The 15,098-nt window shown below is 30.4% G+C and carries 11 protein-coding genes and 1 pseudogene; 3 read left to right on the top strand and 9 right to left on the bottom strand.

Going from position 1 to position 15,098, the window contains the following annotated elements; all coding sequences use genetic code 11:
* Positions 1–413: 413 nt before the first annotated feature.
* On the top strand, positions 414–2,276 hold the full coding sequence (locus tag ACWJJ7_RS16710; RefSeq protein ID WP_462963081.1) for a beta-N-acetylhexosaminidase: 1,863 nt from the start codon (positions 414–416) through the stop codon (positions 2,274–2,276).
* A gap of 93 nt (positions 2,277–2,369) precedes the next feature.
* Here the strand turns inward: ACWJJ7_RS16710 and ACWJJ7_RS16705 are convergent, their stop codons facing one another.
* The 8 genes and pseudogenes from ACWJJ7_RS16705 to ACWJJ7_RS16670 all read right to left on the bottom strand — a co-directional run bounded on the left by ACWJJ7_RS16705 (position 2,370) and on the right by ACWJJ7_RS16670 (position 11,828).
* The gene (locus ACWJJ7_RS16705) at positions 2,370–2,552 is read right to left on the bottom strand and encodes a hypothetical protein (RefSeq protein ID WP_462963080.1); all 183 of its coding nucleotides are present in this window, start codon (positions 2,550–2,552) and stop codon (positions 2,370–2,372) included.
* A gap of 355 nt (positions 2,553–2,907) precedes the next feature.
* Positions 2,908–3,452, bottom strand: a pseudogene (locus ACWJJ7_RS16700) (Rossmann-fold NAD(P)-binding domain-containing protein); the annotation flags it as partial.
* Between the two features lie 285 nt (positions 3,453–3,737).
* Positions 3,738–4,541: a pyruvate, water dikinase regulatory protein gene (locus tag ACWJJ7_RS16695; RefSeq protein WP_462963079.1), complete on the bottom strand. Its 804-nt coding sequence runs from the start codon at positions 4,539–4,541 to the stop codon at positions 3,738–3,740.
* Between the two features lie 78 nt (positions 4,542–4,619).
* Complete coding sequence (locus ACWJJ7_RS16690; RefSeq protein WP_462963078.1) at positions 4,620–5,783, bottom strand: class I SAM-dependent methyltransferase; 1,164 nt, start codon at positions 5,781–5,783, stop codon at positions 4,620–4,622.
* A gap of 319 nt (positions 5,784–6,102) precedes the next feature.
* Positions 6,103–7,512 (bottom strand): alanine/glycine:cation symporter family protein, encoded by a 1,410-nt coding sequence (locus tag ACWJJ7_RS16685; RefSeq protein ID WP_462963077.1) that lies wholly within the window; start codon positions 7,510–7,512, stop codon positions 6,103–6,105.
* 91 nt (positions 7,513–7,603) lie between these two features.
* Complete coding sequence (gene glsA, locus ACWJJ7_RS16680; protein WP_462963076.1) at positions 7,604–8,521, bottom strand: glutaminase A; 918 nt, start codon at positions 8,519–8,521, stop codon at positions 7,604–7,606.
* Positions 8,522–8,728: 207 nt separating this feature from the next.
* Positions 8,729–10,126, bottom strand: coding sequence for a sigma-54-dependent transcriptional regulator (locus ACWJJ7_RS16675; RefSeq protein WP_462963075.1), 1,398 nt, complete (start codon positions 10,124–10,126; stop codon positions 8,729–8,731).
* Positions 10,116–11,828: an ATP-binding protein gene (locus tag ACWJJ7_RS16670; RefSeq protein ID WP_462963074.1), complete on the bottom strand. Its 1,713-nt coding sequence runs from the start codon at positions 11,826–11,828 to the stop codon at positions 10,116–10,118. Before ACWJJ7_RS16670 ends, ACWJJ7_RS16675 begins: the two co-directional genes overlap by 11 nt.
* Positions 11,829–11,989: 161 nt before the next feature.
* Between ACWJJ7_RS16670 and ACWJJ7_RS16665 the strand changes: the two genes are divergently transcribed.
* Together ACWJJ7_RS16665 and ACWJJ7_RS16660 are read left to right on the top strand one after the other, a co-directional pair.
* Complete coding sequence (locus ACWJJ7_RS16665) at positions 11,990–13,369, top strand: cache domain-containing protein (RefSeq protein WP_462963073.1); 1,380 nt, start codon at positions 11,990–11,992, stop codon at positions 13,367–13,369.
* A gap of 214 nt (positions 13,370–13,583) precedes the next feature.
* Positions 13,584–14,054 carry a GreA/GreB family elongation factor gene (locus tag ACWJJ7_RS16660; protein WP_462963072.1) on the top strand — a complete coding sequence of 157 codons (471 nt, stop codon included), beginning with the start codon at positions 13,584–13,586 and terminating at the stop codon, positions 14,052–14,054.
* An 85-nt stretch (positions 14,055–14,139) separates the two neighbouring features.
* Here ACWJJ7_RS16660 and ACWJJ7_RS16655 read toward each other — a convergent pair whose 3' ends face one another.
* Positions 14,140–15,048, bottom strand: coding sequence for a L,D-transpeptidase family protein (locus tag ACWJJ7_RS16655; protein ID WP_462963071.1), 909 nt, complete (start codon positions 15,046–15,048; stop codon positions 14,140–14,142).
* Positions 15,049–15,098: the final 50 nt, after the last annotated feature.

The following is a 15,098-nucleotide window of genomic DNA, read 5'->3' as shown; positions in this document are numbered from 1 at the left end:
ACCCTATTATGATTATATATGTTAACTTTCTACATATATATATTTCTTAATTATATATGTAGTTTATTTTTACATAAATGCGAAAATAAACATCTCTAAGTCTTAGGATATGACTTGAAATCGTATCCTTGTTATTAATTGCTTTTGGTAATTTTTTTATTATCTATCAGTCTATTGATTTCTTCTCCAATATGGTATAGCGTAGAGAAGTAGATAAGAGTTTGATTTAAATATTTTTTGTTCATTTTATTAGCATCTTTTTATATAAAGTTTATCGCAAAACTATTATAAAAGGGATGCTTTTATTTTATAGATATTTTTCTCTATAATACTCAGTAAAACCGGGATTTATTACCCTAGTTAAGGGCTAGTAACCCGAATTCTAATCAAACAAAATATAGGGAGTGTACAATATGTTTTTAATACCAAGTCCAAAACAATTAGAACTGAATAAAGGTACATTGCAGCTTAGACGTGATACGGAGATAGTCTTAGATTACCAATGTGATTTTGATGACTTAAATGCCGCGATTGTATTACAAGAGGAAATTCAGCAACAATTAGGCTTCAAATTAGTAATAAATAAGGCCTTTGATTTCCATAATGATAAAACCGTAATTATATTTAAAAAAGTAGTAGGTCCAAAAGAGGCTTACACCTTAATTATTGGTGGAAACTGCATCGAAATTTGTGCTGCAACTTCCATAGGCATATTTTATGGAGTACAGACATTTAGACAAATTATCAGGCAAAATGGAACTTTACTTCCAAATCTCAAAATTGAAGACGAGCCATACTTTACTAACCGTGGTTTCTATCATGATGTTACAAGAGGCAAGGTGCCAACACTTAAAATGCTTATGGAACTAGTTGACAGGGCAGCTTTTTATAAAATTAATCAGTTGCAATTGTATATAGAACATACTTTTGCATTTAAGGGCATGAGTGAAATATGGATGGACAAAGACCCACTAACAGCGGAGGAAATATTAATACTTGACCAATATTGCAAAAAAAGACATGTTGAATTAATCCCATCCTTGTCTACCTTCGGGCATATGTATGAGGTACTTAGGTCAAAGTCCTTCAATGAATTGTGTGAGCTAGAAAACAGTGAGGGAGGCGAGTACTCTTTTGGTCATAGAATGGTTTCACACACACTGGATGCAACTAATGAAGGTAGCATAAAACTAGTTGAAGAAATGCTAATGCAATATATACCGCTATTTAGCTCAGACACATTCAATATATGCTGTGATGAAACCTTTGATTTAGGAAAGGGTAAAAGTAAGTCCAAAGCCGATGAAGTTGGTGTTGGAATGTTATATGTTGAATTTTTGAACAAAGTAATAGATATAGTCAAGAAAAAAGGCAAGAAAGTTATGTTCTGGGGGGATGTAATTTTACATCATCCTGAACTTTTAAACAATATAAGTAAGGATGCCATATGTCTTAATTGGGACTATAACGAAAATGCCAAAGAGGATGGAACAAAAGCAATAACTGAGTCAGGTATGGAGCAGTACGTGTGCCCAGGTGTATGGGGATGGAATCAACTAGTGAACAAAGTGGATAAGGGTTTTGAGAATATTAAAAGAATGGTAGCCTATGGTGTTAAATATGGTGCAACAGGTGTTCTCAATACTGACTGGGGAGATTTTGGTCATATAAATTTTTTAAGTAGCTCAATTCCAGGTATGGCATACGGAGCGTCCTTATCATGGAACCCAGATGGTGAGAAAGAGTTTGAAAATGTATTTAAGGCCTTGTCCTTAATAGAGTATGGTGATGACTCACTTGAACTCGTATCTCTATTGAATAAATTATCCAAAGATCAGGTTGTAGGCTGGTATGAACTAGTCGAATGGAAGGAAAATCATAGTGAAAAATCAGATATTAAAGAGAGTTTCAGTGAGCTTGATTGGAAAAAGATTTTATCTGGTTATAACATAGCTCGTGAAATAGAAAATAAGTTTACTACATTGTCTAAGAAAGTGTGCATAAACACCTTTGATCTACAAGAATTTATTGTTTCAGCAAGGGCAATACAACTTGTGAATAGCTTTTTCCTAAATCTTTTGAAGAATGAGTATTCTAAAAATGATGTAGATACAGTATTTAGTCCAATGGATCTCGCAGAAAATCTCGAAGTGTGGTTCTGTGATTATGCAAAAATCTGGAGGGCTCGAAATAAGGAAAGTGAACTATATAGAATTAGAGAAATTATAGCTTATACTTGTAGATACTTAAGGGGAATATGCTTGGTAGCTTGCTAATAAGTTCTGTTATCTATAAAAAAGTAAGGTATTTCTTTGGTTTATCTTAGCATAAAAATAATCCTCCCAATTTGAGAGGATTATTTTATTTTTTTAACACCAATCTATATCACCATCATTATAATAAACTCTTAACCAGTCACCATTTATTAAATTAACTTTAATTTCTATATCTTTCCAAGGATCATTGTATTCTTGAAAACCCATAATACAATCTTTTGATTCTTTACTTTTTAGTTCTAAATAATCCTGAAATAATATTTCATGTTTATACATTTTTACTACCTTCCTTTAACCACTTGGTATTTAATTTTGCCACCTGATAATCTTTTTTATTTATTCTTGTCATTATATCCAGTTTTGTTTACATTAATCATTATACACCATCCGACGATTTGCAACATAAAAATAAACTACCTTAGCTTAGATAGTCATGTTTCAATCATCTTCTGCAGTGAATAGGCCGCCCATTCCGTTTAAAATTTTAGCCTTTTAATTAAAAATTTGAATACAAAAAAGAATCTTAACTATTCAGAAAAGATTCTTTTTATATTCATAATCCTATTTAATTGTTCTTAAATAAAATCCGGTAATTTTTTTGACTTGTTATTTTATATCAGATGCCTCACCCTTATATTTTTGAATCTTTTATAGCTTCCTTCAGTACCTTTGAAGATTCCAAAAGTTTACCTGTTTCATCCTCATTGAGTTTGACCTGTAATATTTTTTTAACTCCTTCTCTACCTAAAATTGTTGGAACTCCCATATAAATATCCTGGATTCCATATTCGCCCTTTAGCAGAGATGATTCTGTAAGAATAGAGTTTTCATTGCTTAATATTGCTTCAACTATTCTTTTTATGGCTAGAGCAACAGCATAATATGTTGCACCCTTTTTTTTAATAATAGTATAAGCTGCTTCTTTTACTTCCTTATATATATCAAACTTCATCTCTCCACCACATTTATTAGGACACATATCACAGTACTCATCAACATTCATACCTGCAATACTAGTTAAACTCCAAGTAGCAATTTCTGAGTCCCCATGTTCACCCATTATATAGGTATGTATATTTCTGGCGCTACAATTACAATTTCAGATGCTAATCCTCCAGTCATTAAAGCAAATGCTGTAGTAGAACCTACAAAACCTGCTCCAATTATGGATATTTTATTTTCTCTCGTCCTCATACAAAAACTCCCTTTATTTGTTACTATTATATACTATATAATAATTAATAGTTAGTAATAGATATTTCCGAAATAGATACCTCTTAATTAAGACAATAAACAAAAAAAGTGAATGCATGTATAAGTACTTAGGTTTACTTGGTATTGTTTTTTAAAGCATTCTTATCGGCTGACACTATACCACAGACTTGACCATTGTATGCAAATTTAACATCAATTAAGTATATTCACATTCCAAGTATTGAAAAGCATTAACAACACTTTTGACTATTGATCATACCCTATACTTTTCATAATAATTAAAGCCGTATCTTCTATAGCTCTTTTAGTAACATCGATTGTTAAACATCTTGCTTTTTTCATTATTTTTTCTGCATAATCTAATTCATCTAATATTCTAGAGTCATTAGCATATTGAAAGTTAGCATTAAGTCCATTGAATTTACCCATTCTATTTTTTCTTATTTCAATAAGCTCAAAAGGATTTATTTTAAGCCCTATGATCTTCCTCCCAGGAATGTTATATAGTTCTTCCGGAACAGGAACTTCAGGCACTAATGGTATATTTATAGATTTGATTCCTTTATTAGCTAAATACATACACAATGGGGTTTTTGAAGTTCTTGAAACACCAATAAGCACTACGTCTGCATGTTTTATTCCATCATAATCTCGACTATCATCATATTGCATAGCAAACTCCATAGCTTCTATTCTTTTATAATAATCCTTATCCATTTTCCATATTGCTCCTGGAATGTATTCTGGCTGTTTATTTAATAACTTAGAAGCTAGTCCTATCCCTGGTCCTAAAACATTCGATACAAATATTCCTTTTTCTACGCATCTTTGTACTAAAAATTCTTTTACATCTACCATAATTATAGTTGAAATAATCATTACTTTTGAATCGCTATCTATTTTGCTAATAAAATAATTAACATCCTCAGCTGTTTTAATATGTGGTGTTTTTTTCACTATTACACTATCTGGGAACTGACTCGCTACTGATTTAGCTACAAGTTCCGCCGTTTCTCCTATTGAATCCGATACCGCATATATTGTTAACATTTTTGCATCTCATCTACTTTCTTTTTATATATTTTTTTCAGCACTCTAGATTATCGTCTCTTAATATAGAAAATAAATTTATATTAAATTATCTTTTTTTAATAAATTAAATAATGTTGAGTTTAAATTAAATTGACTCATTAAAACATTAACTTCAGATAATGCTTTTTCTTTTTTGTCATTAGATATATTCGCTTTTGAAGCTCTAATTAATATATTTTTAGGAGAGTGTGATATATCTATAAATTCTAAAAGCTGAGTTTTATATCCAGCGCTTTCCAAAAGATTTGCTCTTACTGAATCTGTCATAAGCGCTGAAACTCTTTCTTGTACTATTCCGTACTTTGTTAATATAGATAATGACTCTGTTTTAATTTGACTATTGAATTCATGTTGGCAGCAAGGAACAGAGAAAATCATATTACTATTCCACTTTATCGCATTATATAAAGCATAATCAGTAGCTGTATCGCATGCATGTAATGTAATTACCATATCGACTTTATTATCATATTTAAATCCATTTATATCTCCTAGCTCAAAATGTAAGTTTTCATAATTATATCTTTTAGATATGTCATTACATTTTTTAATTACATCATCCTTAAGATCGAGTCCTATCATTTTTACATTGATTTTTTTGATTTTTACAAAGTAATAATATAATACAAATGTTAAGTAAGATTTACCACATCCAAAATCTAATATAGTAAGTTTCTTAAAATCATTCTTCTTAATTTCATCATCAATAATTTCAACAAACTTATTTATTTGCTTATACTTATCATATTTTGAATTAACAACCCTGCCCTCTTTTGTAAAAATGCCTAAATCTATAAGGGGTTCTATTATCATACCCTCTTTAAGAATATAATTTTTTTCTTTGTTATGTCCTCTATTAGCAATTTTTACATTATCACTTTTTTTCTTGCCTAAATGAACTTTACCTTTTTTAGATATTTTCAAATCAAATGTAGTTGTATTTGACCAAGCATCTACTTGTTTATAACTCGCTGATACATATTCTAGTATTTTTTCTTCTAAAATATCTATAGTAATATTTTCATGGAAAGCTTGCTTATCAGTGTTTTTTTCTATTTGATAATATTGCTTTACATCATCTTCTTTCAATACGAAAGTTATTTTATTATACTGTAGATCTTTATTCATTTTATTACTAATAACTAATTTAAAAATATCTTGCTTTACTATTTCATTAATCGCGCTTCTTAACTCTTCCATGTCAACACACCTTATAATTTATTTTAAAACTATTTTATATCTAATAATATCATTATATACCAAGTTAATTAATTCTAACACTTTAAATACCTCCAGACCTGGTTGAATACGTTGGTTATTCAAGTTTGCTAAATTAGAAATAACACCCGTCTTTACAAATACATTTATATTATACACTAAAATATTTCAATATTCCATAAATTCAGACAATTTTATCTTCCAAACCCTCAAATTCTCTTTATTAGTAATAACAAAAAACCTAGAAACACTAACGCTTCTAGGTTTTTATTTATGCTTAGGACAGTATTAGAACTCTCTACTACCCCTTATCCCAACACTCAGTATTGGTAAGTCCATCAATCGAATCCGCATAAAATACCGGATCTTTACCTTGTTTAATTTGAATTGCATAATCCTTAAGTACCTTTGAAACTACCTTGCTTAATTTGAAAATAACAATAATGTTTATAAGTGCCATTGCTCCCATGAATAAATCTGCTATATCCCATACGATACTTACTGAAGACATTGAACCCCAAAATACCATACCGATTACAGCTACTCTAAAAATAGTAAGCCACGTTTTCTTTCCATTTATAAACTCAATATTTGATTCACCATAATAGTAGTTTCCAAGTATAGAACTAAATGCAAACATAAAAATACATATTGCTATAAATATATTACCCCATTCACCGACCTGAGAAGTTAATGCTGCTTGTGTTAGTTCTATTCCTGTAAGTCCTTCATTTAGATGTTCTCCAGAAATTAAAATAATAAATGCTGTCGAACTACATATTACTATAGTATCAAGGAAAACTCCAAATACTTGCACAATACCTTGTTTAACAGGGTGGCTTACCTCTGCTGTAGCCGCTGCATTTGGTGCACTTCCCATACCTGCTTCATTTGAGAATAGGCCTCTTTTAATACCCATCATAATAGCTGCACCAATTCCGCCGCCTGTAAATTGCTTTAAACCAAAAGCACCTTGTAAAATCATTTTAAATACGGTTGGAACTTCAGCTATGTTTTTGAAAATTACAAAGAATGCAACTAATACATAGGCTACTGCCATAACTGGTACTATAACCTCTGCAACTTTTGCTATTCTCTTAACGCCACCAAATACAACCAAAGTAGTAAGTACTACAAGAATAATAGCACCCACGAATCTACTAATACCAAAGGCTCCTTCAAGGGCTAATGTTACAGTATTTGCTTGAACTGAATTAAATACAAGCCCAAATGATATAGTTATAAGTATTGAAAATACTATACCAAGTTTTCGCCTGCCAAGGGCTTTTTCCATATAGTATGCAGGACCACCCCTGTATCCATTTTCGTCCTTTATTTTATAAATCTGTGCTAATGTATTTTCAACAAAGCTTGAGCCTGCACCTAAAAGAGCTATAACCCACATCCAAAAAACTGCTCCTGGACCCCCAACTGAAACTGCTATTGCAACTCCCGCAAGGTTTCCAGTACCAACATGGGAAGCAACACTTATACAGAATGCTTGAAATGATGAAACTCCTAAACTCTTATTACCTTCTGAGGTTTTTTTGCCACCCCTAAGCAGTTTAAATGTCTGAGAGAAAAATCTGAACTGTGGAAACTTAAGATGAATAGTAAAATATGCTCCAATACTTATAAGTAAAATTATGAGCACGTAAGACCAAAGTATGTTATTAAATGATGTTACAATAGAATTTAATAAATTTACCATTTTGCCACACTCCTTTAAATAATTTAAATACTGAAATATAATAACTTTTTTCTATTATCAACATACCTTATTATGTATTTTATTTAAAAATTTAGAATATACTTAGATTAAGTTCTTTAGAAAGTTCTTCTAGAACTCTCGTTCCAGCAATACTATTTCCGTACTTATCAAGTGCTGGCCCTACAACTGCTATTCCCATACGGTTTGGAACAACAGCCATAATACATCCACCTACTCCGCTTTTAGCAGGAACACCAACCTCAATACAAAATTCTCCGGATCTGTCGTATAATCCACAGGTCATCATAATAGCCTTAACTATTTTATTGACATCCTCTGGAATTATCCGATCATTTGACCATGGTGCTACTCCATTGTTTGCAATTACTGATGCCATTCTTGCTATATCCTCAACAACTACCTCTACTGAACAGCATTTAAAGTATGCGTCTAATACGTCTTCTACATCCTTTTCAATTATGCCTGCTCCCTTTAGATAGTAAGCAATAGCTCTGTTTGTATTCCCAGTCAATTTTTCAGAGTTATAAACTGAATAATTTACCTCAATGTCATTATTATTTGCTAATTTTTTCATCATATTGTGAATTTTACTGAACTTTTCTATCCCGTTATCTCCTTCCACAAGGGATGTACAAACTATTGCGCCTGCATTTATAAACGGATTTGATGGTTTATGTGTCTCCTTCATTTCTAACTTCACCAATGAATTAAATGGGTCTGCTGAAGGTTCCTTACCTACTTTAGAAAAAACTACATCCTTTCCATTAGCAATAAGAGCACATATAAGAATTACCACCTTTGATACACTTTGAATAGTAAACTTTGTTTGATAATCACCTTCTAAAATAATATTACAGCTTGTGTCAAAAATACATGCTCCAAGGGCATCTCTATCCCCCTTTGCAAGTTCAGGAATATACGTTGCTACTTTTCCATCACTTGTAATTTTTTTACTGTTTTCAATTGCTGTTTTTAATATTGATTGCATTTACAACCACCCCTTCCATAATATCTGACATTTATATATAAAGCAATATACATGCCAAATTCTAAATATACATGCAATTCAGAAAACTAACGTTTTTTTGTACCCGTTACCTTATATATGTTGTAAAACGAGCAAAAAAAGTGCTCTATATCAAACAAGTTGTTTGATATAGAGCACTTTTGCATCTAAAACTAAGTTACTACTAATTTAAACATCATTCACTACATTTTTAAAATACTTTTCTATCCTCCTGTTAAGTGCATGCCTTGAAATTCCGAGAAGTTTTGAAGCAGCACTATAATTTTGCTTTGTCCTGTTTAGGGCCTTTACTATATAGTATTTTTCTAAATCTGTTACCTTTTCTTCTAGTGAAAAACCTTCTTCAATAATCTCTTCCCTCTCATCTTCATGTTTAATATTTTTCTTCTTAGTCAACTGTTTTTGCATCTCACTTGGAAGTTGCTTAACATCTATAAGCTTCACATCATTTAGAATTACAATTCTCTCTATAATATTTTTAAGTTCTCTTATGTTTCCAGGCCAACCATAGGATGTCATTCTTTCAATGGCCTGATCTGTGAAGCCTTTAACATTTTTCTTGAACTTAATGTTAAAAATATTCAGAAAGTGTTTAGAAATCTCCAAAATATCAATTTTTCTTTCCCTTAATGCCGGTATAAAAATAGGTACTACATTTAACCTATAATATAAATCTTTCCTAAACTCTTTTTTTGCTATTGCTTCTTCAAGATTTTTGTTAGTAGCCGCAATTACTCTTATGTCAACTTCTATTTCCTCAAGTCCGCCTATTCTGTTGAATTTTTTTGTTTCAAGAAACCTAAGAAGCTTAGACTGCATACCAATTGGCATTTCTCCCAACTCATCAAGGAGAAGAGTCCCACCATGTGCTAGTTCCAAAAGGCCCTTCTTCCTTGAAGCTGCACCACTAAATGCATTTTTTTCAAAACCAAAAAGTTCACTTTCTAAAAGTTCTTTAGGTATTGCGGCACAGTTAACACTGAGTATTATTGCATTCTTTCTTTCACTATTTTTGTGAATATAGTTGGCAATAACCTCTTTACCAGTTCCAGTTTCCCCTCTAATCATCACAGTTACAGAGTCGTTTTTAGCTAATACATTCATTTTTCTTATTGTATCTTCCATTACAGGATCTTTGCTTATAAAACTTTCTCCATCCCTCAATTCCTTTTCTTCATAAAGCTTTAGTTTTTTCTTCATATTTTGGCTAGTAATTGCCTTTAATATTGTAACCTCTATTTCATCGATATCTAAAGGTTTTTTTATATAATCTATAGCACCTATCTTAATTGCATCAATGGCAGTCTTAATATCTCCATATGCTGTCATAATAATTATTTCTACATATTCATCCACTTCCTTTATTTTTCTTGCAATATCAAGTCCATCCTCAGATTTAAGTCTCATATCAAGCAAAATGACATCCGGTCTAAAGGACTTTAACTTCTCCATTCCCCCCGAACCATCTGAAGCCACCATAACATCATATCCCAGATCAAAAAGTCCCTCTTCAAGGGTAAGTCTCATTATTTGTTCATCATCAATTACTAAAACTTTAGTCTTCATTAATATCTCCCTTATGCTTTGGTAAATATATTTTCACAATAGTTCCTACTGATTTTATACTTTCGACTTCAATTTTCCCGTTATTTGACATCACTAATTTATGAACTACAGAAAGGCCTAGTCCAGTTCCACTCTCCCTTGTTGTGAAAAATGGGTTAAAAATTTTGTTTATATTTTCCTCTTTTATTCCACATCCATTGTCTTCAAATGTTACACTTACATATTTTTCAGCATTTTTAGTAGGTTTTTTTACAGTTATCGTTAATTTACCCTTTATATCAATGGCATCTAACGCATTAGATATGATGTTTAAAAAAATCTGCGAAAGCTGTCCCTTATCGAAATATACTTTTTTTTCATCAATGTTATATCTCACATTAACCAAGGCTTGCTTTTCTCTAATTTTTTCTTTTGAAAAAATTAAGGCTCTATCAAGAATTTCAGATACATCTATAATTTGAGACTTTGGTATTCGTGGTTTTGAAAAGTTTAAAAGGTCTGTAATTAGCAAATCTACTCTTTCTGTTTCTGTAATTATAGCTTCAAAGAGATTTTGATCAGATACCTTAAGCTGACTAACAAGTCTTTTGTTTAATATTTGGGCACTCATTTTAATTCCTGAAAGAGGATTTCTTATCTCATGAGCTAAAGCTGCTGTAAGCTCCCCAAGTGACGTAAGTCTATTTATTCTTTCTACATTTTCTTCGATTTTTTTTCTGTTTGTAATATCATTAAAATCACATATCACTCCAATACATTCTCCCAAAGAATTTTTCATTAAGGATGTAGTTATATCTAGGTAAACTGACTCTTTTGTATCATATCCATTAAAATACTCTACTTTATTTACTGAGTCCAACCTTTCTATAGTCTCATTTATTTGCATCATAAGTATTTTTACTATCTCCGGATTTATTTCATTAAGACACATTACCCTTTCGATAATATCTGAAGCTGCATCGTTATAGTTTTTTATTTTTCCGAACATATCGGCAGTTATTATCCCTGATGATATACTCCGTAACATATCATCATTAAACCTTTTCATTAGTAAAAATTTATTACTACCAATAGCTATACGTTTTTTCATCTCATTAAAGGCTTCACCCAAAAGTCCTAGTTCATCTTCCCTTTTAATATTTATATCACTTTTTAAGTTTCCAGATATTATATCATTATACCCATCTAAGAGTATTGAGATAGGCTTAAAAAAACTATCCATTAATAACAATATGCCTTGCAAAGAAATAAATATTGAGATGATTATCAGTATTAAATATGGTATATTTATATTTAAGATATTTGAAAATATCTTAAACCTGTCAATAATTATATAGATAGAAATATTGAAATTCTCATAAGTCTTTTTCTTAATTTCATATCTTTTATTACCCGTATATCCAAGCTTTATTTCCTCAATATCTAAGTTAATTCCATCCAGACTGTTATAAACTATATTGTTTCCTTCATAGGCTATAATCCTCACACTCATCAAGGAAGAAAGCTCGCTAAATAGCACCTGTTTAGAATAAAATTCATCCTTTATTGGGTATGTTTTTAAGGAGTTTTCTACATCTTCAACAGTGTTTTCATAAGAAATTTTTTGCATTCTATTGAAAAATAAAACACTTAGAATTACTGTAGGCATTATCAATAATAGTAATATTGGTAATACTATTTTTCTTTTAAACTTGAATATCATCCCTGCACCTTACGCTTCCTTAAACTTAACTTACATATTTATATTACTTACAATAACTTCTTTTATTATAACCTATTATTTTCTAGTTTTGGTCAAAAAACTTTAAACATATTTCTACATATGCTAAAATAACTATGAAGATTTGTTTCGGAGGTGTTTTTTTGTTGAAAATATTTAGTAACATAGCGGTAAAAATAATTTTATTTATTGTCATTATTGTTTTTTTAGTTATAAGCATTTACATAAATACCTACAATAAAATATCTGGAAATAAGAACACTACAGCCTTTAATTATTCTGTAGATCAGCATAACCTCTCGATAACTGAACTTTTATCCTCTTTTGAAAGTTCTATCCAAATGTTATCTAAAAATGAAATGGTTCAATATGTCTCTGATAACCCTGAGAAATATTATAATTCAACTCTTGAGCTTTTTAAAACCTTTCAACAATCATATTCTTCTACTGCCTTTGTTTATTTTACGCCTAAAAAAAAGATATTTGGGATTAATAAACTTGTCTCATGGCCAGATACCTCAAAAGAGCTTTCAATTAGCAATTGGTTAGGAACGCAAAGACCATGGTATACAAATGCAATAAAATTAAATAGTGAAATTACTTGGACAAAACCCTATATTGATAGTACTACAAAAAAACTCACAATTACTGTTTCTAAGATGGTCATAGATAAAAAAAATAGCTTTAAAGGTGTTGTTGCTATTGATATTTATCTTGATGATTTATCAAAGAAAATAAGTTCTTTAAAAAGGGTTAATGAAGGTGACATACTTATTATTTCAAGAACTGATAAAGAGGACTTTTTTATAATAAATAATCTTGAAAATAAAGAATTAACGTCTGTCTTCACTAACAGTATTGTAAATACTCTATACAGCAAAAACTCCGGAAACTTACATGTTTCTAATAAAAAAACGGACTATTATATTTCATATAGAACCAATCTAGCTACTGGATGGAAAGTTGTAGGTATAATTGAGAATCAACGCTTAATGAAGGGGACAAAGGAGATAATAAATAATATATTTGTAGGCGGAGTCTCAATAGTATTTATTAGCATTATAATTATATTGTACGTAATAAAGCAAATGGGAAGTACAATACAAACGCTGAATAACTCCATAAATGCTACTGGAGAAAAAACACTTACACCTCAAAATGAAATTAGGTCACTTGAAATGATAAGTGACGAAATTATATTTGATAAACCAACTTCAAGCATTAATATATTATTTGAAATTGAAACTGAAAAGGAAAGAATAAACGAGCTAATAAAAAATAATAGTAACTTTAATGTATCAAATGCTAAACAAGTAAAAATCTCAATAACAAGACTAGCTAGTTATATAACTAAACTTAGTTCATCACTAAAATGCCATCAAATCCAAAGAGTAAGCATAAATAGCTTTTTAATTGAAATACAAGATTATATGAATTGCATAAAGGAAAAATCTACTTCCGTAGAATTAGAAACTATACTTATAGACTTAGCTGAACTTATTAAGACTATCATTAACTCATGATCATCGATGGTCATTGATAGGGAATTATAACGGTGCTTACTAAAAAAGTTTGAAAAACGGCAAGTGTAATGGTAAAATATACAAATAACACTCTGTGCTTTTAAAGAAAAACACAAATCAGTGACATCATAAAATTTGCTAATCAAGATCATGTGTTTTATATTAAATTACATAGTAAAAAATCTGTAAAAAAAAGATAAAAGAAGGTGATAAAATGAATAATAAACTTACTAAAAAAGATCTTGAAGATCTTCAAAAAGAATTTGATTATCGTAAAGGTCCTTTAACCATGGAAATTGCACATGAAAAAATGATAGCTGCCGCTCACGGTGATAGAAGTGAAAATGCTGAATATAAAGCTGCCAAAACAAATATGTACGAAAACTACAGAAGAATGGGGTATTTAATAAAAATGATTAGAACTGCTGAAGTTATAGATGATGTTATTTATAATACTAAAGGTGCAAATATAAGTGATAAATTAATGATAAAATTTGAAGGCAGTAATGATATAGAAGCAATAGAACTTGTGACAACATTACAAGTGGATATATTAAATGGCAAGTTTAGTATTGAGTCTCCAATAGGAACGGTATTGTTTGGAAAAACAGTAGGAGCTATAGTAGAGGTAGAATCTCCTGATGGGAATTATAAAATAGAGTTATTAAGCATAACTAAGGAATAACTCAACAGATTGTACCATACAATAAAAATAAGAATACCAAATGGAATTCTTATTTTCGAGTATATATCCTTTTATAATTTACTTTTTATTTACTCCAAATAGCAGTTCTAGCTGGAATATTGTCATATATAAATTTAGCATCTTTTAAAGCTAACCTTACACATCCGTGAGATACAGGAACTCCAAGGGTGTTATCTATAACATAATTACCCTTTCTATCGTATAGTACGCTGTGGAATAAATAGTTACCTCTTATTTGAGTATAATATTTACACCTAGCGCCTCCATCTGAAATAAAGTATATTCCTTTAATTCCCACAGTAAAATTACCTTTAACTGTAGGTGTTCTTGATTTTCCTGAAGAACAGGCCATTGATCTAACAAGATTCCATTTTCTGTTAGATCCTTTGAATATATTTACCCTTTGGTGAGATAAATCAATCCATATAAAATAAGCAGTGGAACTATAAATGTTCTTACTGTTTATAGTTTTTTCTATCGAATTGTTTGAAACTGAAACTTTAGGTGTATATTTTTGTATTACTGGTGGTTTATACATAGACTGTGAAGTTGGTTTCATATTAAGTTTCTTTAGTGTTAAATTACCTACTATGCCATCTTTGATTAGCTTATTTCTCATTTGAAAGTCTATAACCGCATAATAGGTTAATCGTCCGAAATCTCCATCTGCATAAAGTTTATAACCAAATTTATTAAGCTTTTGCTGTATTTCCTTAACTTTACTGCCCTTATTTCCTTGCTTGAATGTTATTTGGGCAATTGGCTGTTGTTTTTTTTGAGCTAAAAGTTTAATACTGTTATTTTGTACATTTTCTTTTTGTATACTATTTTGAGACACTCTAACGTTATTTTGATATATTTTTGCGTCACTAGGAGGCAATTTCACCGCAGCCTCCGATTTATTCGCTAAAGTACATCCACTTATCATAATCACAACTATAAATACAATACCTGATAGATATCTTTTACTCATACTGAATACCCCTTTTTTTAGAAGTATGGATCTTGTCCCTAACAGTATAT

The organism is Clostridium sp. CM042, from assembly GCF_055080995.1.
The sequence above is the reverse complement of the archived record's forward strand: the minus strand, read 5'-3'. Positions and strand labels throughout refer to the sequence as shown.

Bases quoted from the DNA above. Each gene is read 5' to 3' on its own strand.
- ACWJJ7_RS16710 (WP_462963081.1), top strand. From the start codon at position 414: ATGTTTTTAATACCAAGTCCAAAACAATTAGAACTGAATAAAGGTACA.
- ACWJJ7_RS16705 (WP_462963080.1), bottom strand. From the start codon at position 2,552: ATGTATAAACATGAAATATTATTTCAGGATTATTTAGAACTAAAAAGT.
- ACWJJ7_RS16695 (WP_462963079.1), bottom strand. From the start codon at position 4,541: ATGTTAACAATATATGCGGTATCGGATTCAATAGGAGAAACGGCGGAA.
- ACWJJ7_RS16690 (WP_462963078.1), bottom strand. From the start codon at position 5,783: ATGGAAGAGTTAAGAAGCGCGATTAATGAAATAGTAAAGCAAGATATT.
- ACWJJ7_RS16685 (WP_462963077.1), bottom strand. From the start codon at position 7,512: ATGGTAAATTTATTAAATTCTATTGTAACATCATTTAATAACATACTT.
- glsA (WP_462963076.1), bottom strand. From the start codon at position 8,521: ATGCAATCAATATTAAAAACAGCAATTGAAAACAGTAAAAAAATTACA.
- ACWJJ7_RS16675 (WP_462963075.1), bottom strand. From the start codon at position 10,126: ATGAAGACTAAAGTTTTAGTAATTGATGATGAACAAATAATGAGACTT.
- ACWJJ7_RS16670 (WP_462963074.1), bottom strand. From the start codon at position 11,828: ATGATATTCAAGTTTAAAAGAAAAATAGTATTACCAATATTACTATTA.
- ACWJJ7_RS16660 (WP_462963072.1), top strand. From the start codon at position 13,584: ATGAATAATAAACTTACTAAAAAAGATCTTGAAGATCTTCAAAAAGAA.
- ACWJJ7_RS16655 (WP_462963071.1), bottom strand. From the start codon at position 15,048: ATGAGTAAAAGATATCTATCAGGTATTGTATTTATAGTTGTGATTATG.